Source organism: Nonomuraea sp. NPDC059194, from assembly GCF_042754765.1.
GTDB lineage: Bacteria > Actinomycetota > Actinomycetes > Streptosporangiales > Streptosporangiaceae > Nonomuraea.
This window is the reverse complement of record NZ_JBHZBH010000044.1, coordinates 22,857-42,660: the sequence shown is the minus strand read 5'-3', so window position 1 is coordinate 42,660 and position 19,804 is coordinate 22,857. Positions and strand designations below refer to the sequence as shown.

Here is a 19,804-nt window from a genome sequence, read left to right as displayed (position 1 = left end):
CCGGAGTCCGGCTGGAGTGGCGTGCTTGGACGGACGTCAGCCGGTGACCGCGGTGGGGTGGGTGGGCTTGCCGTAAGAAATGTCAGTGCCACCGCCTACAGTGAATGACATGCGGCCGGTAACAGATTTGCAGCGCAGGGTGGCGCCCTTCGAGGTCGTCACCGAGATGACCCCCTCCGGCGACCAGCCGACGGCGATCGCCGAGCTGGAGCGCAGGGTGCTGGCGGGGGAGAAGGACAACGTCCTGCTCGGCGCCACCGGCACGGGCAAGACGGCCTCGGTCGCCTGGCTGATCGAGCGACTGCAGCGACCCGCGCTCGTCATGCAGCCCAACAAGACGCTGGCCGCGCAGTTCGCCAACGAGCTGCGCGAGATGCTGCCCAACAACGCGGTCGAATACTTCGTGTCCTACTACGACTACTACCAGCCTGAGGCCTACGTGCCGCAGAGCGACACCTATATCGAGAAAGACTCCTCGATCAACGACGAGGTCGAGCGGTTGCGCCACTCGGCGACCAACTCGTTGCTGACCAGGCGTGACACGATCGTGGTCGCCTCCGTCTCGTGCATCTACGGCCTCGGCACGCCCCAGGAATACGTCGACCGCATGACCAGGCTGCGCGTCGGCATGGAGGTCGACCGCGACCAGCTGCTGCGCCGCCTGGTCGACATGCAGTACGCCCGCAACGACCTGGCCTTCACCCGCGGCACGTTCAGGGTGCGCGGCGACACGATCGAGATCATCCCCAAGTACGAAGAGCTGGCCGTCCGCATCGAGATGTTCGGTGACGAGATCGAGAAGCTGTCCACGATGCACCCGCTCACCGGCGACGTCATCACCGAAGACGAGGAGCTCTACATCTTCCCCGCCTCCCACTACGTGGCGGGCGAGGAGCGCATGGCCAAGGCGGTCGACGGCATCGAGGCCGAGCTGACCGAACGGCTGGCCGAGCTCGAACGGCAGGGCAAGCTGCTGGAGGCGCAGCGGCTGCGGATGCGCACCACCTACGACCTCGAGATGATGCGCCAGGTCGGCACCTGCGCCGGCATCGAGAACTACTCGCGCCACATGGACGGCCGCGAGGCCGGCAGCGCGCCCAACACGCTGCTCGACTACTTCCCCGAAGACTTCCTGCTCGTTCTCGACGAGTCCCACCAGACGGTGCCGCAGATCGGCGCGATGTACGAAGGCGACGCCTCCCGCAAGCGCACCCTCGTCGACCACGGCTTCCGCCTGCCGTCCGCGCTCGACAACCGGCCGCTGAAGTGGGAGGAGTTCCTGGAGCGGATCGGCCAGACCGTCTACCTGTCGGCCACGCCCGGCGCCTACGAGCTGGGCAGGGTCAAGGGCGAGGTCGTCGAGCAGGTCATCCGCCCCACCGGTCTCGTCGACCCCGAGGTGGTCGTCAAGCCGACCAAGGGCCAGATCGACGACCTGGTCCACGAGATCCGCGAGCGCGCCGACAAGGACGAGCGGGTCCTGGTCACCACGCTGACCAAGAAGATGTCCGAAGACCTCACCGACTACCTCCTCGAGCTCGGCATCAGGGTCCGCTACCTCCACAGCGAGGTCGACACGCTGCGCCGCATCGAGCTGCTGCGCGAGCTGCGGATGGGCGAGTTCGACGTGCTCGTCGGCATCAACCTGCTGCGTGAGGGCCTCGACCTGCCCGAGGTGTCGCTGGTGGCCATCCTCGACGCCGACAAGGAGGGCTTCCTGCGCTCGGAGACCTCGCTGATCCAGACGATCGGCCGCGCGGCGCGAAACGTGTCGGGCCAGGTCCACATGTACGCCGACAAGATCACCCCGTCGATGGAGCGGGCGATCGAGGAGACCTCGCGACGCCGGGCCAAGCAGATCGCCTACAACGAGGCCAACGGCATCGACCCGCAGCCGCTGCGCAAGAAGATCGCCGACATCCTCGACTCGCTGCAGCGTGAGGACGCCGACACCGAGCAGCTGATGGGCAGCGGCAGGCAGCAGTCCCGCGGCAAGGCCCCGGTGCCGGGCTTCGCGGCCAAGGCAGCAGGACAGCACGCCAAGGCGATCGCGGGGGAGATGCCGCGGGCGCAGATGGAGACGCTCATCGAGTCGCTCACCGAACAAATGCACCAGTCGGCGGCCGACCTGCAGTTCGAGGTGGCGGCCCGACTGCGCGACGAGATCAAGGAGCTGAAGCGCGAACTCCGCGACATGCGCGAGGCCGGCATCAAGTAACCCGCCCGAAAGGCGTTTTCTTGGGCCGAGGGCGTGGGCCTCGCCTTCGGCTCGGGCTGGGACACTGGGGCGTTGCCCCAGACCCCAGGCGAGGGAGAACCCTCGCGTACCCCAGGGGTTGCTCATGGGTGATCGCGCTGGCGTCTGTCATGGGTTAGGCACCGTGCCTCGGTGAGTAGCTTGGCCAGGATGGTCCTGGATGGAGGCGGCGGTGAGGACTATCAGGAGTCCGCTCCTGTCCGCCGGGCGCATCACTCGATGACGACCGCAGCCGCCGGGACATCCCTGGCCGGGGCCCTTCCGCGGCGTCGACACCGGCAGAAGGCGGACTCGGCGCGTTGGCTATGCTCCACGCATGTTCCGGGAGGCCCGGCTTGGCGACTTCGAGCAGATCATCCGCCTCTACCGGCAACTGCAGCCTGATGACCCGGTCCGGAATCTCCCGCGTGGAGCTCGGCCACGGTCGGGCCCATGTGGGTTCGGGTTGCGGGCCCCCGCCTGTGCTCAGCCCGGCGAGGGCCCGCTCAGCAGTCACGTGCTTGCAGCGCCCTCAGGGGCTGGGATGTGCGACATCATCCGTTCCATCCCGTTGACCCAGTTCCCGCGCAGCGCCTCCGACGCCTGGGCCAGTTCTCCGGCCATGAGGAGCTCGGCCACGCGGCGATGCTCCGCCGCCTCCCGTTCCAGCGGCGTCTCGTCACCCGCGAGCAGGTGCGCGTAGCGGCGCATCCCCGCCTTGACGCTGGTGATGAGGTCGAGCAGGCGCTCGTTACGGCATCCGCTCAGCAGCAGGTCGTGCCACTCGTCGTCGTGCCGCTCTATGATCTGCTGCTCGGCGATCCGGTCGGGGAAGTCGCGGGCCAGTCTGAGGAGCTCGGGCGCGATCTCACGCAGGTAGGCGGGGTCGGACAGGTCGAGCGCCAGCGACTCCAGCGCGGCGACGATCTCGCAGAGCTCCCTGAACTCCTTCCTGCTGACCGGGGCGAACCGGAACCCGCGGCCCTGGTTGCTCTCCAGCACGCCCTCGCCCGCCAGGGTGATCAACGCCTCGCGCAGGGGAGTGCGGCTGACGCCGAGCTCGGTCGCCAGCGCGACCTCGTTGATGTCCGTCCCGGCGGCGAAGTCGCCCCGATCGAGCCTGCTCAGCAGCTCTTCCCTGATCTGCTCGCGTAGCGGTCGCCGGTCGATCGGCATGTCGCTCCTTCGGTCCCCAGAGTCGCTCAGCGGCTCAGCCCTTGACGTGATGCAAAATACTACACTATGAATTCTGAATACAGATTTACGGACCGGCCAGAAAGGATCTTAGAGTGCGTCTGACCCGAGTGCCGGGGCTGCTGTTCGGCGGTGACTACAACCCCGAGCAGTGGCCGGAGGAGGTCTGGGCCGAGGACGTCCGGCTCATGGCCGAGGCCGGGGTCACGATGGCCACCGTCGCCGTCTTCTCCTGGTCGCGGCTCGAGCCCACGCGGGGCGCGTACGACTTCGGCTGGCTGGATCGCGTCCTCGACCTGCTCCACGCCAACGGGGTGAGCGCCGACCTGGCCACCGCGACGGCCACCCCGCCGCCCTGGCTGGTGCGCGAGCACCCGGAGGTCATGCCGGTCGACGCGCAAGGGGTGCGGCTGGAGTTCGGGTCCCGGCAGGGCTACTGCCCGAGCTCGCCGATCTTCCGCGAGCACGCCGTGCGCCTGGCGACCGCGATCGCCACCCGGTACGCCGACCACCCGGCGCTGGCGATGTGGCACGTGGGCAACGAGTACGCCGACCACACCCTCGAATGCTTCTGCCCCGAGTCCGCCCGGCACTTCCGAGCTTGGCTGCGGGCCCGCTACGACACGATCGGCGCGCTGAACGACGCCTGGGGCACCTCCTGCTGGGGCCAGCACTACACCGGTTTCGAGCAGATCGAGCCGCCCCGCAAGGCGCCGGGCCCGGTCAACCCCGCCCAGCTGCTCGACTGGCGCCGCTTCTGCAGCGATGCCCTGCTGGAGCTGTTCACCGCCGAGCGCGACGCGCTGCGCGCGATCACGCCCGCCGTACCCGTGACCACGAACTTCATGAGCATCCTGCACGGCCTCGACTACTGGTCGTGGGCCGCGGCGGAGGACCTGGTCAGCGACGACGCCTACCCCGACCCCGCCGACCCCGCCTCACACGTGGCGGTCGCCCTGAGCTACGACCTCATGCGCTCGCTCAAGCAACGCCCCTGGCTGCTGCTGGAGTCGGCGCCGTCGGCGGTGTCATGGCGCGAGGTCAACGCGCCGAAGCCGCCCGGCATGATGCGCCTGCACAGCCTCCAGGCCGTGGCCCACGGCGCCGACGGGGTGATGTTCTTCCAGTGGCGTCAGGCGAAGTACGGACCCGAGAAGTTCCACTCGGCGATGCTCCCGCACGGCGGCACCCGCACGCGGGGCTGGCAGGACACGATCGGGCTCGGCGCCGACCTTCGGCGGCTGGCCGACGTCGCCGGCACCACCACGCGCGCCGAGGTGGCGCTCGTCCTCGACTGGGACAGCTGGTGGGGTCTGGAGGCGCCGGAGTCGATGCCGTCCAACCGGCTCAAGCTCAAGGACCTGCTGCTCGCCTGGTACGCGCCGCTGCACGCCCGCGGGATCTCCGTCGACCTGGCGCCGCCGCAGCGCGACCTGTCGGCCTACCGCGTGGTGATCGTGCCCAACCTCTACCTCTGTACGGCGGAGCAGGCCAAGGCCCTCGCCTCCGTCACCGGCGAGCTGGTCGTCGGCCCGTTCAGCGGCGTGGTCGACGAGTACGACAGGGTCCACGACGGCGGCGCCCCCGGCCCACTGACCGACCTGCTGGGCGTCGCGATCGACGAGTGCTGGCCGCTGCCCGACGGGACCACCCAGCAGGTACGGCACGCCGACGGCGGCGCGGGGCTTGCCCGTACGTGGGCCGAGTGGCCCCGCGTGGTCGGCGACGACGTGGAGGTGCTCGCCCACTACGAGGGCGGCGACCTGGACGGCCTGCCCGCCGTCACCCGCAACGGCACCGCCACCTACGTCAGCTGCCTGCTCGACGACCTCACGCCCGTCCTCGACCGGGTGCTCCACGCGGTCCGGACGATCGACGTCCCGCCGGGCGTGGAGGCCACCAGGCGGGGCGAGCACCTCTTCCTGCTCAACCACACCACCAGCCCGCAGCAGGTCACCCTCCCGTACCCGGGCAGGGACCTGCTCACCGAGAGCGACCTGCGAGGCGTCATCAGCCTCGCCCCGCGCGACGCCGTCGTGCTCAGGATCGAAGGAGACACGTGACGCACCCGTACATCCCGAACGCCGAGCCCGGCGTGCGGGCCGAGATGCTCGCCGCCATCGGCGCGTCGAGCGTCGAGGAGTTCTACGCCGACATCCCGCAGGAGTTGCGCCTGGCCAGGCCGCTCGACCTGCCGGAGCCCTTCGTCGCCGAGCACGACCTCGTGCGCCACATGAAGGGCCTGTTCGACCGCGTCACCGACACCGAGCAGGCGCTGAGCTTCCTCGGGCACGGCTGCTACCCCCACTACGTGCCGGCCGTCTGCGACGAGGTGAACTCCCGAAGCGAGTTCCTGACCGCCTACGCCGGCGAGCCGTACGAGGACCACGGACGGTTCCAGGCGCTGTTCGAGTACGTCAGCATGATGGGCGAGCTGCTCGACATGGACGTCGTCAACGTCCCCACCTACGACGGCTTCCAGGCGGCGGGTACGGCCCTGCGCATGGCCTGCCGCTACACCCGGCGCTCGAAGGTGCTCGTCAGCGGCGCCGTCAGCGCGGACAAGCTGAGCAAACTGCGCGACTTCCTCAGCCATGACATCGAGATCGTCCTCGCCCCGGTCGCCGACAGCGGCGAGATCGCCGTCACGGAGTTCGACGACTCCTACGCGGCGATCTACCTGGAGACCCCCAACGTCTACGGCGTCGTCGAGACGCGCGGACGGGAGCTGGCCGACCTCGCCCACGCGCACGGCGCGCTGCTCGTGGTCGGCGCCGACCCCATCTCGCTCGGCGTGCTCGCCCCGCCCGCCTCCTACGGCGCCGACATCGCCTGCGGCGACATCCAGTCGCTCGGCATGCACCAGAGCTACGGCGGCGGCCACGCCGGATACATCGCCACGCAGGACCACGAGCCGCTGGTCGCCGAGTTCCCGTCCCGGCTGTTCGGCATCGCCCCCACCAAGGTCCCCGGCGAGTACGGCTTCGGCGACGTCTTCTACGACCGCACCTCCTTCGCCCTGCGCGAGGAGGGAAAGGAATGGGTCGGCACCGCCGCCGCCCTCTGGGGCATCACGGCCGGGGTCTACCTGGCGCTCATGGGGCCGCACGGCATGCGGGAGCTGGGACAGACCGTCCTGGCCCGCACCCGCTACGCCATGGACGCCCTCGCCGCATCGGTCACCGTGCTCCACAGCGACGCGATCCACTTCCGCGAGTTCGCCATCGAGGTGCCCTCCAGCGCGGCCCTGCTCGACGGGTTGCGCGCCCGTGGCATCTTCGGCGGCGTCGCCCTCGACGAGCGCACCGTGCTGGTCTGCGTGACCGAACGCCACTCCATCGCCGACATCGACCGCCTCGCCGCAGCCGTCCAGGAGGTGCTGTGAACACCGCGGAGTCCTTCGCCGAACTCCCCGTCGCGCCGAAGCCGCCGCTGCGCCGCTTCCACCAGGCCCGATGGGACGAGCCGATCATCTTCGAGCTGTCGGCCCCCGGCCGCCGCGGCCTGGCCGTACCGGAGCCGGGCGCGCCGCGCGTCGAGCTGCCCGCGTCGGTACGGCGGGCCGAGCCCCCGAAGCTGCCCGAGATGTCGCAGCTGCACGTGCTGCGGCACTACCTGCGCCTGTCGCAGGAGAACCTCGGCGTCGACCTCAACATCGACGTCGGCCAGGGCACCTGCACGATGAAGTACAGCCCCAAGGTCAACGACCGGTTCGCCGCCGCGATCGCCGAGCTGCACCCGCTGCAGCACGAGGAGACCGTGCAGGGCGTGCTGGAGATCTACTGGCGGCTGGAGAAGATGCTGGCGGAGATCTCCGGCATGTCCAGGGTCTCCCTGCAGCCCGGATCGGGGTCGGCGGCCATCTACGCGAACATCGCCATGATCCGCGCCTACCACGCCGCCAACGGCGAGGGCCACCGCGACCAGGTCATCACCACGATGTTCTCCCACCCGTCGAACGCCGCCTGCGCCAAGACCGCGGGCTACGAAGTGATCACGCTGATGCCGGACGCCGACGGCTACCCCGACATCGAGGCGCTGCGCGCGGCCGTCGGCCCCCGCACCGCCGCCCTGATGATCACCAACCCGGAGGACACCGGCATCTTCAACCCGCGCATCAGGGAGTTCGTCGACCTGGTGCACGGGGTGGGCGGCCTGGCCTGCTACGACCAGGCCAACGCCAACGGCATCCTCGGCATCACCAGGGCCCGCGACGCCGGGTTCGACCTGTGCCACTTCAACCTGCACAAGACGTTCTCCACCCCGCACGCCTGCGGCGGCCCCGCGGCGGGCGCGTGCGGCGTCTCGGCGGCGCTGGAGCCGTTCCTGCCCGGCCCGGTCGTCAGCTTCGACGGCTCCGCCTACGGGCTGGAGACCCCGCCCCACTCGATCGGCAAGGTGCGGCCGTTCCTCGGCGTGACGCCCAACATCGTCCGCGCCTACGCCTGGATCATGGCCATGGGCGCCGAGGGGCTGCGGCAGGTGGCCGAGACGGCCGTGCTCAACAACAACTACCTGATGCACAAGATCCTGCAGATCCCCGGGGCGTCGGCGCCGTGGGACAAGCGGCGCGTCGAGCAGGTGCGCTACTCCTGGCAGGAGCTGTCGGAGGAGACCGGGGTCCACTCGGAGGAGATCGGCGTAAGGGCGGCCGACTTCGGCGTCCACTACTGGACCAGCCACCACCCCTACCTGGTGCCGGAGCCGTTCACGCTGGAGCCGACGGAGTCGTACTCCAAGGAGGACCTGGACGAGTACGCCGCCATCCTGGCCCACGTCGCAGCCGAGGCGCGTCAGGACCCCGAGTTCGTCAAGGGCGCGCCGTACAACCAGAGCGTGCACAAGATCGACATGACGCCGCTCGACGACCCCAAGGCGTGGGCGCCCACCTGGCGCGCCTACGTCCGCAAGCACCTGTCATGACCGCCGACCTGCCCATCCGGCACCCCGACCGCGATGTGGTGGTCGGGCTGGTCGTCAACCCGGTGGCCGGGCTGGGCGGGGCGGCGGGCCTGAAGGGCAGCGACGGCGCCGACGTGCAGCGCGCGGCCCTGGCCAGGGGGGCCAGGCCGCGGGCGGGGGAGCGGGCGGCGCGCGCCGTCCGCGCGCTCCTGGCCCGCCGCCCCGGCACCCGCGTGGTCACGGCGCCCGGCCCGATGGGCGAACACAGCGCCCTCGCCGCCGCAGCGCCCTACACCCTGACCAGCCCGCCTCACGGCGCGAAACCGGCCGATCAGGTCGGCGGCACCACGGCGCGGGATACGCGGCGGGCGGTCCACGCGCTGGCCGACGTCGACCTCCTGCTGTTCGCCGGGGGTGACGGGACCGCGCGGGACGTGCTCGACGCGGTCCGCGAGCTCGGCGACCAGGCGCCACCCGTGCTGGGCATCCCGGCAGGGGTGAAGGTCTACTCGGGATGCTTCGCCATCAGCCCGGCCGCGGCGGGGTTCCTCGCCGCGGCTCACCTCTCCGCGCTGAGCCATACGGTGGAGGCCGAGGTGGTGGACCTCGACGAGGAGCGCTACCGGCAGGGCCTGGTCAGCCCCCGCCTCTACGGAAGCCTGCGCGTCCCCGCCGCCAGGGCCGCCCTGTCCGGACGCAAGGCCGGGTCCTCGGCGACCTTCCCCGCCACTGTGGAGGGCATCGCGCGGGAGGTCGTGGCAAGAATGCGGCCCGGTGTCCGCTACGTCCTCGGCCCTGGCGCCACCACCCAGGCGGTCGGCCGCGCGCTCGGGCTCACGACCACATTGCTGGGCGTGGACGTGGTCGAGCCAGCGGACGGCGACGGGGGCGTGCTGGTCGCCGGTGACGTCTCGGAGGCGGAGCTGCTGGCTCTCGTCACGGGCCGGGAGGCGGTCGTCGTGCTGTCGGTGATCGGCGGGCAGGGGTTCGTCCTCGGCCGGGGCAACCAGCAGGTCTCCCCCCGGGTGCTCGACGCGGTCATCGGGCACGGGGACGCCACTGGCCGGCGGCTGCTCGTGCTGGCCACCCCGCAGAAGCTGGCCGCGTTGCGGGGGCGGCCGCTGCTGGCCGACAGCGGCGACGAGAACCTCGACGGCAAGCTCGGCGGACACGTCCAGGTGATCACCGGATACCGCGAGAGCACGATCTATCAGATTCGCACGGCAAGTGAGGAGCTCCATCCATGAACACGCTCGAGGGCAGGATCGCGATCGTCACAGGCGGTGCCTCGGGCATCGGGCGGGCCACGGCGCTGCTGTTCGCCCGCGAAGGCGCCAGGGTGGTGGTCGCCGACATCGACGGCCCAGGCGCCGAGGCGACGGCGGCGCTGATCGCGGCCGAGGCCGGTGACAAGGCCGCCGTGGCGGTGCGGGCCGACGTGTCGGACTCCGACGACTGCCGCAGGATCGTCCAGACCGCCGTCGACACCTTCGGCGGGCTGCACGTGCTGTTCAACAACGCGGGCATCATCCGCCGCACCACGGCTCTCGACCTCGACGTCGAGGAGTGGGACCGGGTCATGGCGGTCAACGTCCGGTCGGTCTTCCTCATGTGCAAGCACGCCATCCCCGCCATGACCGAGGGCGGCTCCATCGTCAACACCGGTTCGGGCTGGGGCCTCAAGGGCGGCGGGAACGCCATCTCCTACTGCGCGTCCAAGGCCGCCGTGGTCAACATGACCAGGGCCCTGGCCATCGACCACGCCAAGGCCGGGATCCGGGTCAACTCGGTGAACCCCGGCGACACCGACACCCCGATGCTGCGCGACGAGGCCCGCCAGCTCGGCGAGGACTGGGCCGCCTTCCAGTCCGACGCCGCCGACCGGCCGATGGGCCGCTCCGGCACCCCCGACGAGATCGCCCAGGCCGTGCTCTTCCTGGCGAGCGACGCCGCCAGCTACATCACCGGATCGGCCCTCGTCGTCGACGGCGGCGGCCTCGCCTGACCCCAGGGCCTCCCCGTGAGCCCCCCACCCCCCAACAAAGCCTGAAGGAGCCACCATGAAGCGTGCGCTAGCCATCCTGGGCGTCCTCGCCCTCGCCACCACCGCCTGCAGCGGCAGCGGCGGCGGGAACGCTCCCGGCGCGAGCAACGGCCAGGGCCAGGTCACCGTCCGCTGGTCGACCTGGGGATCGGCCGAGGACGTGAAGCTCTACCAGAAGTTCACCGACGAGTTCCACAGGCGGCACCCGAACATCCGGCTCAAGATGGAGTCGGTCGCCAAGTACGAGGAGTACCACCCCAAGCTGCTCACCCAGCTCACCAGCAAGACTGCGCCCGACGTGATCTTCGTGGGCGACGACAACATCGGCAAGTTCGTCTCCGCCGGGGTGCTCAGCCCTCTCAACGACCAGCTCGCGGGTCCCGACTCCAAGAGCAGGCCGGAGGACTTCTTCGACGGCGTGTACGGCGGCGCCAAGCGCGACGGCAAGATCTACGGCGTCCCCAACGACACCAACCCCGAGGTCCTCTGGTTCGACAAGCAGGCCCTGAAGGACGCCGGGATCACCGAGGATCCGGCCGCCCTCCACGAGGCCAAGCAGTGGACGATGGCCAAATATCTGGAGATGAACGCCAAGCTCAAGGCGGCAGGCAAGGCCGGCTCGATCTTCTGGAACTGGTACGGCTCCACCTACTCCATGATCAACGGCTTCGGCGGCAAGGTGTGGGACGGCGGCAAGTTCGTCGCCACCACCGACCCCAAGGCCCGCGAGGCGCTGCAGACGCTGGCCAAGGGCTACCAGGACAAGACCTTCCTCAGCGCCGACATCCTGCCCAGCAGCAATGGGGCCAGCACCCAGTTCCTCAAGCACAAGGTCGGCTTCTACGCCGGAGGCCGCTGGATGATCGACTCCCTGCAGAAGGGCGGCGACCTGGCCAACTACGACATCGTGCCGTTCCCGTCCACGACCGGGGAGCCGATGCCGGGCGCGGTGGCCGCCTCCTACCTGGCGCTCAACAAGGACACCAAGCTGCCCAAGGAGGCGTTCACCTTCCTCACCGAGTTCGTCGGCAAGGAGGGCCAGCTCATCCGGCTCAAGAACGGCGGCGCCGTACCGTCGATCAAGGGCGCCGAGCAGGTCGTGCTGGCCGACGGCTACCCCGCCCACGCCCAGACCTTCCTCGACGTCCGCGACACCGGCTTCGCGAACTACCCCGAGGAGGTCGCCGTGCCCGGCCTGACCGCCGACATCAACGAGCACCTGATGAAGGTGTGGACCGGCAAGGTCGGCTTCGACCAGGGCATGACCGAGCTGCAGCAGCTCGTCGAGAGCAAGCTGGGCTAGCCGTGGCGATCCTCACCGAGGCCCGCCCGCGCGCGGCGGGCCGGGCGGCGAAGACCGTCAGGAACAGGGACGGCTGGTGGGCCGCGTTCTTCCTCGGGCCGCAGCTCACCCTGCTGGCCGTGTTCCTGGTCTTCCCGCTCGGGTTCGCCGTCGTGCTGGCCTTCATGCGGTGGGACGGGCTCGGCCAGAAGGAGTGGGCGGGCCTGGACAACTTCGCCGCCCAGCTCACCGACCCCGAGTTCGGGCTGGCCGTGTGGAACACGGTCAAGCTCGCGCTGCTGACCGTGCCGTTCGGGCTCGGCCTGGCGCTGCTCATCGCGATCGCGCTGAACAGCGTCAAGGGCAGCGGCTTCTACCGCGTGCTGTACTTCATGCCGGTGGTCACCAGCTCGGTCGCCGTCGCGCTGATGTGGCAGATCATCCTGGCCGGAGACGAGTACGGCGTGCTCAACACCTCGCTGGAACGATGGTTCGGCATCTCCGCGCCCGACTGGCTCGGCGATCCCGGCTGGGTGATCGTGGCCATCGCCATCGTGACGATCTGGTCGTCGCTCGGCCTCAACGTGGTGATCTTCCTGGCGGGGCTGCAGACCATCCCGCCGCAGATCGTCGAGGCCGCCAGGATAGACGGCGCGGGCGCCCTGCGCATCTTCCGCTCGGTCACCCTGCCCCTGCTCTCGCCCACGATCTTCTTCTCGTCGGTCGTCGCGGTGATCAGCTCGTTCCAGGCGTTCGACCAGATCTACGTGCTGGTCAACCCGGAGCACAACGAGGGCGCGCGCACGATCGTCTACCAGGTCTACGAGCTCGGCTTCAAGGACTTCGAGTTCGGCATGAGCAGCGCCGCCGCGCTGATTCTGCTGGTCCTGACGCTGCTGGTGACCCTCGTCCAGTTCGCCGCGCAAAAGCGCCTCGTCCACTACGACACGTGAGGGAACCCGGATGCGATCCCGGCAGGTAGCCCTGCATGCCGCGCTCACCATCGGCGGGCTGGCGATGCTGTTCCCGTTCGTCTGGATGCTGCTGACGTCGTTCAAGAGCGTGCGGCAGATGCTGAACAACCCGCTCGACTGGCTGCCCGACCCGTGGCGCTGGGAGAACTATCCCGACGCGCTCGCCGCGATGCCGTTCGGCACCGCGTACTGGAACAGCTTCTACATCGCCGCGCTCAACGTCACGCTCACCCTGCTGACCTCGGCGATGGCCGCCTACGCCTTCGCCCGGATCAAGTTCAGGGGCTCGGAAGTGCTCTTCGTGGTGTTCCTGGCCACCCAGATGGTGCCGTCGCAGGTGACGATCGTGCCGCTCTACCTGATGCTCGCGCAGTTCGGGTGGATCGACTCGCACCTGTCGCTGATCGTGCCGTCCATCGCGAACCCGTTCGCGGTGTTCCTGCTGCGCCAGTTCATCAGGGCCGTGCCGGTGGAGCTGGAGGAGGCTGCCAGGATCGACGGCGCGGGCCGCTGGCGGTGCTTCTGGAACGTGGTGCTGCCCAACATCCGCCCCGGCCTGGGCGCGCTGGGCATCATCGCCTTCCTCGCCTCGTGGAACTCGTTCCTCTTCCCGCTGATCTTCCTGAACTCGCCTGAGCTGAACACGGTGCCGCTGCTGCTGAGCCAGTTCTCCGGGCAGCGCACGGCGGTCGACTACGGGCTCATCCTGGCGGCCTCGGCGATCGCGGTGGTGCCGACCTTGATCGCCTTCCTGATCGGACAGAGAAGGATCATCAACTCCATGGCGGCTTCCGGACTGGGTGGGCGCTGATGCTCGACCTGAGAGAACGACCGTTCACCGACCGGGGCTCCCGGCTGCTGGTGATGGCGGCCGACGACGGCTCGCTCTGGATCGCCAGGGCCCGCTACGAGACCCGGCTTCGCGACACGACCGTCCTGACGGGCCTGCGGGTCCTGGCCGGAGACCGGGAGCTGCGCGTACGGCAGGCGCTGCCGGACCGGGTGGACTTCGAGGGCGGCGTGGCGATGGCCTTCGCGGGCCCCGACACGATCGTGCTGACCGGCAGGAACGCGCGGGCCGTATGGGACGGCGGCGAGGCGGACATCGACGACTGCCTCACCCTGGTCGGCCCTCCCGCCCCCGGCGGCCGTGCCCCCGACGGCCCTGTCACCGGCGGCCCTGTCACCGGCGGGCCTATCCCCGGCGGCTTTGTCACCGGCGGCTCTGTCACGGGCGGCCCTGCTACCGGCCCTGTCACCGGCGGCTCTGTCACCGTCAGCCCCGTCACCGGCGACTCTGTCACGGGCGGTCATGTCACCGGCGGCGCGGCGGTGCTCGCGGCGGCCGCCGGGCGCTGGCGTGACTGGTTCGCCGCCATGCCGTCCGTGCCGGAGGCGCTGCGCGAACGCGCGGAGCAGGCCTGGTGGACACTCGGCGTGAACCTGGTGCCGATCAGGGGCCGCGAGTCGCTGATCCCCTCCAAGTACGGCTACGTCGGACTGTGGAACTGGGACTCCTACTTCCATGCCATCGCGCTCAGGCACGCCGACCCCGCGCTGGCCAGGGAGCAGATCCGCATCCTGCTCGACAACCAGAGCCTGGACGGCCTGATCCCCGACGTGGTGCACGACCACGGCGTGCTCGCCGAGACCACCGACCTGCCCCGCTCGGACCTGGCCCGCCTGGCCCAGCACGTGGGAGGAGAGCCCCTCAGGGAGGTCGTGCCGGTCACCAAGCCGCCGCTCACCGCCTGGGCCGTATGGAAGATCCACGAGGCGGACCCCGACCTCGACTTCCTGGCCGAGGTCTACGAGCCGCTGGCGCGCTCGCAGGAATGGTGGTTCACCCACTCCGACCCCGATGGCGATGGCCTGGCCGAATACCTCCACCCGTACTCGTCCGGCCTGGACGACAGCCCCATCTGGGACCACGGGCCGCGCGCCGAGCCGCCCGACCTCAACTCCTATCTGGCGCTGCAGTACGACCGGCTGGGCGACATCGCCGCCGCGCTCGGCCACGACCCCTCGGGGTGGCGGGCCAAGGCGCAGGCGCTCGTCGACCTCATGGTGGCGCGCCGCTGGAACGGCAGCCGGTTCGTCACCAAGGTCGCGGGCCGGGAGGCGGACGTGCGCACCCCGCTGGACCTCATGCCGCTGCTGACCGGGCGGCTGCCCACCGCCATCGCCGACAGGCTCGTCGAGGACCTGCGTTCGCCGAGCTTCTGGGGCGAGCGTCCCGTGCCCACGGTCGCCTTCGACGACCCGAGGTTCGACCCCGACGCCATGTGGCGCGGCCCGGTCTGGCTGAACGTCAACTACCTGCTGATCGACGGCCTGCGCCGGTCCGGCCACGAGAAGACGGCCCGCGAGCTGCGCGAGCGCACGCTGGCGATGGTGCGCGACGGCGGCGGTCTGTACGAGTACTGGAACCCGCTGACGGGCCGCAGAGCGGGCCGGGCCACCAGCGGGTTCGGCTGGTCGGCCGCGCTCTTCCTGGACCTGGCCCACGAGAACCCGGCCACCCACGAGAACCCGGCCACCCACGAGGAGCCAGCCGCCCACGAGAATGCGCCAGCCCAGGCGGAGTGACCGCCGGGGCAGGCCCCGCCGCGGTCCGCCCAGGGCCCGGCCCACGGCGGCGGCGGGCCGGGGCGCGATCCCACGGGGCGCGCCCCGGCGGTCAGGCGCGGCGGGACTCGGCGAGCAGGAGCGTGGAAAGCTCGTCGCCCGAGACGGGCAGCCCCTTGTGCGCGAACCAGGTGGCCACGTTCCGGGCGTCCCGCTCCAGGAAGTCGGGCCCCGAGGGATGCGCGATCACGTCCACGATCTGCGGCAGGTCGATGATCACCAGCCGCCCTTCGTGCACCAGCAGGTTGTACGGCGACAGGTCACCGTGCGCCAGCCCCTCACGGGCAAGCGTCACCATCGCCTCCACCAGCTGCTCCCACAGCTCGTCGAGCCCCTCGTCCACGGTCGCCAGCCGAGGCGCGGCGTAGCCGTCGGCCGTGCCCACGAACTCCTGCAGGATCTCGGTGCCGAGGATCTGCACCGGGTACGGCACGGGCAGCCCCAGCTTCCACAGCCGCACCAGCGCCGCGAACTCCGACTGCGCCCACTGCCCGGCGATCACCTCCTTGCCGAACGCGGTCCGCGACGCCATGGCCCTGCTCGCCCGCGAGTCACGCATCCGGCGGCCCTCCAGGTATCCGGCGTCGCGGTGGAAGAGCCGATGGTCGGAGGAGCGGTAGCGCTTGGCGGCCAGCAGGCACACCCTGTCGGTGTCGGGGACGCCGCGCGACAGGAGGTGGACGTCGGCCTCCTTGCCGGTCTTGAGGATGCCGAGCTCGGTGTCGACGGCGGCCAGCTCGGTGACCAGCCATACGGGATGCGGCCCGGGACCACGCTCGGTCGGGGTGCTGAGGTCCCAGGTGGACCAGCGGTCACCGGCGGGCGGGCCGTCGAGGTCTATGGGGTTGCTCTCGAGCCACTCGAGGTCGTCGGCGTCGAGGCGGTGCTTCTTCGGCACGGTGGTGATCTCCTGAAGAGGATGCCCACCGGCGCGCGATCAGGTCGGTTGCTGACCGGTGAGAAGGTAAGAGGACGCGGAAAACGGCACGCGAACAGTCGTCGTCACGGTCTCACCCTCCCCTCGCTCGAAAGCCCTTCGCTTGAGGGCCTTTCGCCTGCAAGCCTCGACGAGTATGCCGGAGCGAAAACCGGCGGCGCAACGGATTTTCGGCCCTCTACGATCACGGGCATGGAGCGGTGTGCGGAGTGCGGGCGCTGGCCGTACGGCGGAGCGCCCGGGTGCGCCCGCTGCCTGGCGCTGGTCGATCGCGTCGTGGAGGACGGCTACCAGGCCTTCCTCGCCGAGCACGGTCTCGACGACGACCAGGCCCTCGCCGAGATGATCGTCGAGGAGATCAAGGGCTACGACTGGTGGGTCGTCGACGCCGCCTTCGACCGCCTGACGTGCGCCGCATGTGGAAGCAGGCGGGGCAGGGGCCCGGTGGGCTGCGGGCCGTGCGACCTGGACGAGGGCTTCCGCTACAGCGCCCGCGAGGTGGACAGGCCCGGCGCGATGTCCCGCAACGAGCACGGGATCAGGGTCGGCGTCGCCGTCCTGCGCAACGGCCACCGGCACTCTCCGCGGGCCCTGCTGAGCTGGCAGGTCGGCCTTCCCCTGCTGCTGAGCGGCTGGCTTCCGACGACCCCGCAGGCGCAGGCCCTCCGCGCACGCATCAACAAGGGCGCCACCTACGAGGACCTCGCCACCGAGGCACCCGACTACACGGGCTGGAACATCGTCATCTGACCTGGTCGAGGTCCAGGTCGATGTCGACGTCGAAACCGATGTTGACACAGAGCCTGCCGCGATGGATCCCCGTGGGGAAGTAGGCCTTGATGGCCGGGTCGAGCTCGAAGGTGTAGACGACGGGACTGTCCCCTTCGAGCTCGATACGCCAGAAGTGCTTGATGCCGGCTTTGGAGTATTTGATGGGCTTGGTCTCTTCGTCGCGCTCTCTGGATTCTTCAGAGACCACCTCGACGGCCAAATGGACGTCTTCTGGCTTGAACGAGGTGCCCCTGGTGGTGAAGGCTGCCTTTTTGACGAGCATGATGTCCGGCTCGGGGCGCTGGCGGAGCCCAAGGGTGACGGTCATCTCGCGCACGACCATCAGGTCGGGCGTGGGAACGAGCCGCTGCTCAAGAAGCCGGAGCATGAGCATGTGGAAGCCGGTCTGCGGCGACATCATGACGAGAGACCCATCGATCAGTTCGACGTGCCTGGGCGCGTCGGGGGGGAGGTGATCGAGCATGTCGGCGGTCCACCCGCCAGAAGGGCCGGGCCAGAACCACTCGGGAAGCGCGGTGGTCATCGGATACCTCCTCGGGGGGTCACGCGACGGATCCATTATGACACGCACGGTGACCGTCAGGTCTGGTCGCGGCGCTCCTGCATGGTCTTGTTGTAGAGCTCGTCGATCTCGTCGAGCGGGTCGACCGTGCGGCGGCGTGACTCGATCTCCAGTTCGGTGCGCGCGTTCAGCTCGTCGATGCCGGTGGCGGCGTGGTGGACCTGGCTGTCGAGCAGGTCGGCCCTGATCCTGGCGCACATGGCGGTCAGCTTGGCCTGGTGCTCGCGCAACCGGTCGAGCGTGACATGGTCGACGTACGGCGAGACGCGGCGCTGCTGGGCGTACATCCCGAGCTGGGTGTCGTGCACGTCGGCCTGGCGGGACAGCTCGCCCATCAGCTGCGGCAGGTCGCCGAGCCCCCAACCCTGCTGCAGCGCGGCGTCCATCGCCTGCCTGGTCATCGAGACCTCGCGGCGCAGGTCGAGGCGGAGCCGTTCGACCTCGGCGGCGTCGCCCGTGCCCATGGCGTTGACGTGGGTGGCCAGGCGCGCGGTGGCCTGCCGGGCCGACCGGCTGGCCCGCTTGCCGACCTTGACCAGGGCGTAGACTGCCACGCCCGCGAGCACGAGAAAGATCACGAAGATCGCGAGCAGGATCAGAAGGAATGTGCTGATTGGAGGGACCTCCCGTCCGGCCTTTACCTGAGAGGATAGTTGATCCCTCGCGACCGTACGCGTGTCGTCCCGAACCGTTGACGGACGTGCGGGCGCCGGGGCGGGGGCCACAGGGCGCCCGCACGTGTCCTGTCGAAGGCTAGAGGAGCGGGCCCCCCACCGAGTCAGTCTCCGGGATGACGACACCTCACTCTCTCGAAGGACTGCGCACCTTCCTGATCAGCAACCATGCGACGACCACCAGCCCGGCCAGCAGGAGCAGCACCAGCACCGGCAGGAAGATCGCGATGAGGCTCACGCCCAGCGAGCCCGCGTCCTCGACCGTGCTGGCCACGGGGGCGCCGAGCCCTCCTGTGGTGGCGTTGACGACCGGCCTGGCCGTGGACTTCAGCACGTGGACCAGCAGCGCGGTCACGATGCCGATCAGCCACCCGGCCCACGGGTGCTCGGTCATCCAGGTGGAGCGGTCGAACTCGGCGGCGGCTGCGGTGGCGCTGAAGACCACCCCGCCGGACGCGGGCCGTACGGCGGTCTGGATGGCGTCGTTGATGCTGTCGACGACCGGCACCTTGTCCAGCACGAACTCGGCCACCAGGAGCACCGCGATGATCGCCAGCACCCACCAGTCGGACAGCCACGCGTAGCCGTCGGGCAGCTTGACCGCGTCGGTGAGGTTGGCCAGCACCCCGACGACGAGCAGCGGGATGTAGGCGTTGAGTCCGGCCGCGGTGCTGAGGCCGAGGCCGGTCAGTGCAGCGAGCATCGTGTTCCCCGTCCTGTACGGCAGGCACCCCACAGCCCACCGCGGTCACTGTGTGACCCTCTGTCCTTCACGCTAACGCGAGCGGGACTTCGGTGCTCGCCGAGACGTCGCACTCGAGTCCGGATCTTCCCCGGACCGTGACCACTCCTCCCAGGCTGCCCGGGCGCGGCACGCCGTACCGAAAAGCCCGCCGTACCGGAGAAGAAGGGTCAGGCGGTCGCCTGGCGGTCCAGCGGGGTGACGCCGGGCGCGTGCCAGCCCAGCTCCGGCGAGTAGCTCCTGACGAGCCTGGCCGGCACGCCGGCGATCACGCTGTGGTCGGGGAACTCGCCGCGCACCACCGCGCCGCCCGCGACCACGCACTGCCGCCCGATCCGCGTGCCCGGCAGGATGATCGCGCCCGTGCCCAGCCACGACCCCGCCCCGATCGAGACCGGATTGTTGCGCGGCCACTGCCTGCCGATCGGCGTCTCGGGGTCGTCGTAGACGTGGTTCTGGTCGGTGATGTAGACGTAAGGGCCGGTGAAGACGTGTTCGCCGATGTCGATCGACTGGTGGGCGACGATGTGGCTGCCCCTGCCGATCGAGCAGCTCCCGCCGATCCGCAGGATGGAGTCAGGCCCGAGGTCGACGCCAGGGCCCATGCCGCACGACAGCGAGACCCGCTCCCCGATGAGCGTGTGGTCGCCGATCTCGATCCAGCGCTCGCCGAAGATCGCGCCGACGGGAAAGGCGATGTTGACGCCCTCGCCGAGCCGCCCGAACCGGTAACCGGCGGGGGTGGCGGGAGTGATCGCCCCGGCGGCGCGGATGGCGGCGTAGACGCGGTGGACGAGGGAGCCCGCCGCCCGCCGTACAAGTGACATAGGGCCCAAA

17 protein-coding genes are annotated in these 19,804 nt (G+C 70.0%); 11 read left to right on the top strand and 6 right to left on the bottom strand.

What is annotated here, in order from left to right; translation table 11 throughout:
- Positions 1 to 109: 109 nt before the first annotated feature.
- On the top strand, positions 110 to 2,218 hold the full coding sequence (gene uvrB / locus ACFXJ8_RS36705; RefSeq protein WP_379648987.1) for an excinuclease ABC subunit UvrB: 2,109 nt from the start codon (positions 110 to 112) through the stop codon (positions 2,216 to 2,218).
- Between the two features lie 531 nt (positions 2,219 to 2,749).
- Here uvrB and ACFXJ8_RS36700 read toward each other — a convergent pair.
- A complete protein-coding gene (locus tag ACFXJ8_RS36700) occupies positions 2,750 to 3,412 on the bottom strand; it encodes a GntR family transcriptional regulator (RefSeq protein ID WP_379648985.1) in 663 nt (220 codons plus the stop codon).
- 113 nt (positions 3,413 to 3,525) lie between these two features.
- Here ACFXJ8_RS36700 and ACFXJ8_RS36695 point away from each other — a divergent pair, with 113 nt between their 5' ends.
- From ACFXJ8_RS36695 to ACFXJ8_RS36655, 9 genes are read left to right on the top strand one after another with little or no spacing between them, the layout of a single operon-like run.
- Positions 3,526 to 5,493 carry a beta-galactosidase gene (locus ACFXJ8_RS36695; RefSeq protein ID WP_379648983.1) on the top strand — a complete coding sequence of 656 codons (1,968 nt, stop codon included), beginning with the start codon at positions 3,526 to 3,528 and terminating at the stop codon, positions 5,491 to 5,493.
- Positions 5,490 to 6,815 (top strand): aminomethyl-transferring glycine dehydrogenase subunit GcvPA, encoded by a 1,326-nt coding sequence (gene gcvPA, locus ACFXJ8_RS36690; RefSeq protein WP_379648981.1) that lies wholly within the window; start codon positions 5,490 to 5,492, stop codon positions 6,813 to 6,815. The genes ACFXJ8_RS36695 and gcvPA overlap by 4 nt, the downstream gene beginning before the upstream one ends.
- Positions 6,812 to 8,353: an aminomethyl-transferring glycine dehydrogenase subunit GcvPB gene (gene gcvPB, locus ACFXJ8_RS36685; protein WP_379648979.1), complete on the top strand. Its 1,542-nt coding sequence runs from the start codon at positions 6,812 to 6,814 to the stop codon at positions 8,351 to 8,353. The genes gcvPA and gcvPB overlap by 4 nt, the downstream gene beginning before the upstream one ends.
- Positions 8,350 to 9,579 (top strand): ATP-NAD kinase family protein, encoded by a 1,230-nt coding sequence (locus tag ACFXJ8_RS36680; RefSeq protein ID WP_379648977.1) that lies wholly within the window; start codon positions 8,350 to 8,352, stop codon positions 9,577 to 9,579. Before gcvPB ends, ACFXJ8_RS36680 begins: the two co-directional genes overlap by 4 nt.
- Positions 9,576 to 10,337: an SDR family NAD(P)-dependent oxidoreductase gene (locus ACFXJ8_RS36675; RefSeq protein ID WP_379648976.1), complete on the top strand. Its 762-nt coding sequence runs from the start codon at positions 9,576 to 9,578 to the stop codon at positions 10,335 to 10,337. The genes ACFXJ8_RS36680 and ACFXJ8_RS36675 overlap by 4 nt, the downstream gene beginning before the upstream one ends.
- A 55-nt stretch (positions 10,338 to 10,392) precedes the next feature.
- Positions 10,393 to 11,679, top strand: coding sequence for an ABC transporter substrate-binding protein (locus ACFXJ8_RS36670; RefSeq protein ID WP_379648974.1), 1,287 nt, complete (start codon positions 10,393 to 10,395; stop codon positions 11,677 to 11,679).
- Between the two features lie 2 nt (positions 11,680 to 11,681).
- Positions 11,682 to 12,611 carry a carbohydrate ABC transporter permease gene (locus tag ACFXJ8_RS36665; RefSeq protein ID WP_379648972.1) on the top strand — a complete coding sequence of 310 codons (930 nt, stop codon included), beginning with the start codon at positions 11,682 to 11,684 and terminating at the stop codon, positions 12,609 to 12,611.
- A gap of 10 nt (positions 12,612 to 12,621) precedes the next feature.
- Positions 12,622 to 13,443: a carbohydrate ABC transporter permease gene (locus tag ACFXJ8_RS36660; RefSeq protein ID WP_379648970.1), complete on the top strand. Its 822-nt coding sequence runs from the start codon at positions 12,622 to 12,624 to the stop codon at positions 13,441 to 13,443.
- Positions 13,443 to 15,221 carry an amylo-alpha-1,6-glucosidase gene (locus ACFXJ8_RS36655; protein WP_379648969.1) on the top strand — a complete coding sequence of 593 codons (1,779 nt, stop codon included), beginning with the start codon at positions 13,443 to 13,445 and terminating at the stop codon, positions 15,219 to 15,221. Before ACFXJ8_RS36660 ends, ACFXJ8_RS36655 begins: the two co-directional genes overlap by 1 nt.
- 91 nt (positions 15,222 to 15,312) lie before the next feature.
- Here ACFXJ8_RS36655 and ACFXJ8_RS36650 read toward each other — a convergent pair whose 3' ends face one another.
- On the bottom strand, positions 15,313 to 16,158 hold the full coding sequence (locus ACFXJ8_RS36650; protein WP_379648967.1) for a serine protein kinase RIO: 846 nt from the start codon (positions 16,156 to 16,158) through the stop codon (positions 15,313 to 15,315).
- Between the two features lie 231 nt (positions 16,159 to 16,389).
- Between ACFXJ8_RS36650 and ACFXJ8_RS36645 the strand changes: the two genes are divergently transcribed.
- Positions 16,390 to 16,947, top strand: a complete 558-nt coding sequence (locus ACFXJ8_RS36645) for a hypothetical protein (protein WP_379648965.1) — start codon at positions 16,390 to 16,392, stop codon at positions 16,945 to 16,947.
- On the opposite strand, the gene ACFXJ8_RS36640 is transcribed toward ACFXJ8_RS36645, so the two are convergent.
- The 4 genes from ACFXJ8_RS36640 to ACFXJ8_RS36625 form a co-directional block, all read right to left on the bottom strand.
- Positions 16,940 to 17,512 carry a Uma2 family endonuclease gene (locus tag ACFXJ8_RS36640; RefSeq protein WP_379648963.1) on the bottom strand — a complete coding sequence of 191 codons (573 nt, stop codon included), beginning with the start codon at positions 17,510 to 17,512 and terminating at the stop codon, positions 16,940 to 16,942. The genes ACFXJ8_RS36645 and ACFXJ8_RS36640 overlap by 8 nt on opposite strands.
- A 56-nt stretch (positions 17,513 to 17,568) precedes the next feature.
- The gene (locus tag ACFXJ8_RS36635; RefSeq protein WP_379648961.1) at positions 17,569 to 18,105 is read right to left on the bottom strand and encodes a hypothetical protein; all 537 of its coding nucleotides are present in this window, start codon (positions 18,103 to 18,105) and stop codon (positions 17,569 to 17,571) included.
- Between the two features lie 247 nt (positions 18,106 to 18,352).
- Complete coding sequence (locus ACFXJ8_RS36630; RefSeq protein ID WP_379648959.1) at positions 18,353 to 18,928, bottom strand: DUF4126 domain-containing protein; 576 nt, start codon at positions 18,926 to 18,928, stop codon at positions 18,353 to 18,355.
- A 209-nt stretch (positions 18,929 to 19,137) separates the two neighbouring features.
- The gene (locus ACFXJ8_RS36625; RefSeq protein ID WP_379648957.1) at positions 19,138 to 19,794 is read right to left on the bottom strand and encodes an acyltransferase; all 657 of its coding nucleotides are present in this window, start codon (positions 19,792 to 19,794) and stop codon (positions 19,138 to 19,140) included.
- Between the last annotated feature and the right edge of the window lie 10 nt (positions 19,795 to 19,804).

Coding starts and splice junctions, on each gene's coding strand:
- uvrB (WP_379648987.1), top strand. CDS start 110: ATGCGGCCGGTAACAGATTTGCAGCGCAGGGTGGCGCCCTTCGAGGTC.
- ACFXJ8_RS36700 (WP_379648985.1), bottom strand. CDS start 3,412: ATGCCGATCGACCGGCGACCGCTACGCGAGCAGATCAGGGAAGAGCTG.
- ACFXJ8_RS36680 (WP_379648977.1), top strand. CDS start 8,350: ATGACCGCCGACCTGCCCATCCGGCACCCCGACCGCGATGTGGTGGTC.
- ACFXJ8_RS36675 (WP_379648976.1), top strand. CDS start 9,576: ATGAACACGCTCGAGGGCAGGATCGCGATCGTCACAGGCGGTGCCTCG.
- ACFXJ8_RS36670 (WP_379648974.1), top strand. CDS start 10,393: ATGAAGCGTGCGCTAGCCATCCTGGGCGTCCTCGCCCTCGCCACCACC.
- ACFXJ8_RS36660 (WP_379648970.1), top strand. CDS start 12,622: ATGCGATCCCGGCAGGTAGCCCTGCATGCCGCGCTCACCATCGGCGGG.
- ACFXJ8_RS36655 (WP_379648969.1), top strand. CDS start 13,443: ATGCTCGACCTGAGAGAACGACCGTTCACCGACCGGGGCTCCCGGCTG.
- ACFXJ8_RS36645 (WP_379648965.1), top strand. CDS start 16,390: ATGGAGCGGTGTGCGGAGTGCGGGCGCTGGCCGTACGGCGGAGCGCCC.
- ACFXJ8_RS36640 (WP_379648963.1), bottom strand. CDS start 17,512: ATGACCACCGCGCTTCCCGAGTGGTTCTGGCCCGGCCCTTCTGGCGGG.
- ACFXJ8_RS36630 (WP_379648959.1), bottom strand. CDS start 18,928: ATGCTCGCTGCACTGACCGGCCTCGGCCTCAGCACCGCGGCCGGACTC.
- ACFXJ8_RS36625 (WP_379648957.1), bottom strand. CDS start 19,794: ATGTCACTTGTACGGCGGGCGGCGGGCTCCCTCGTCCACCGCGTCTAC.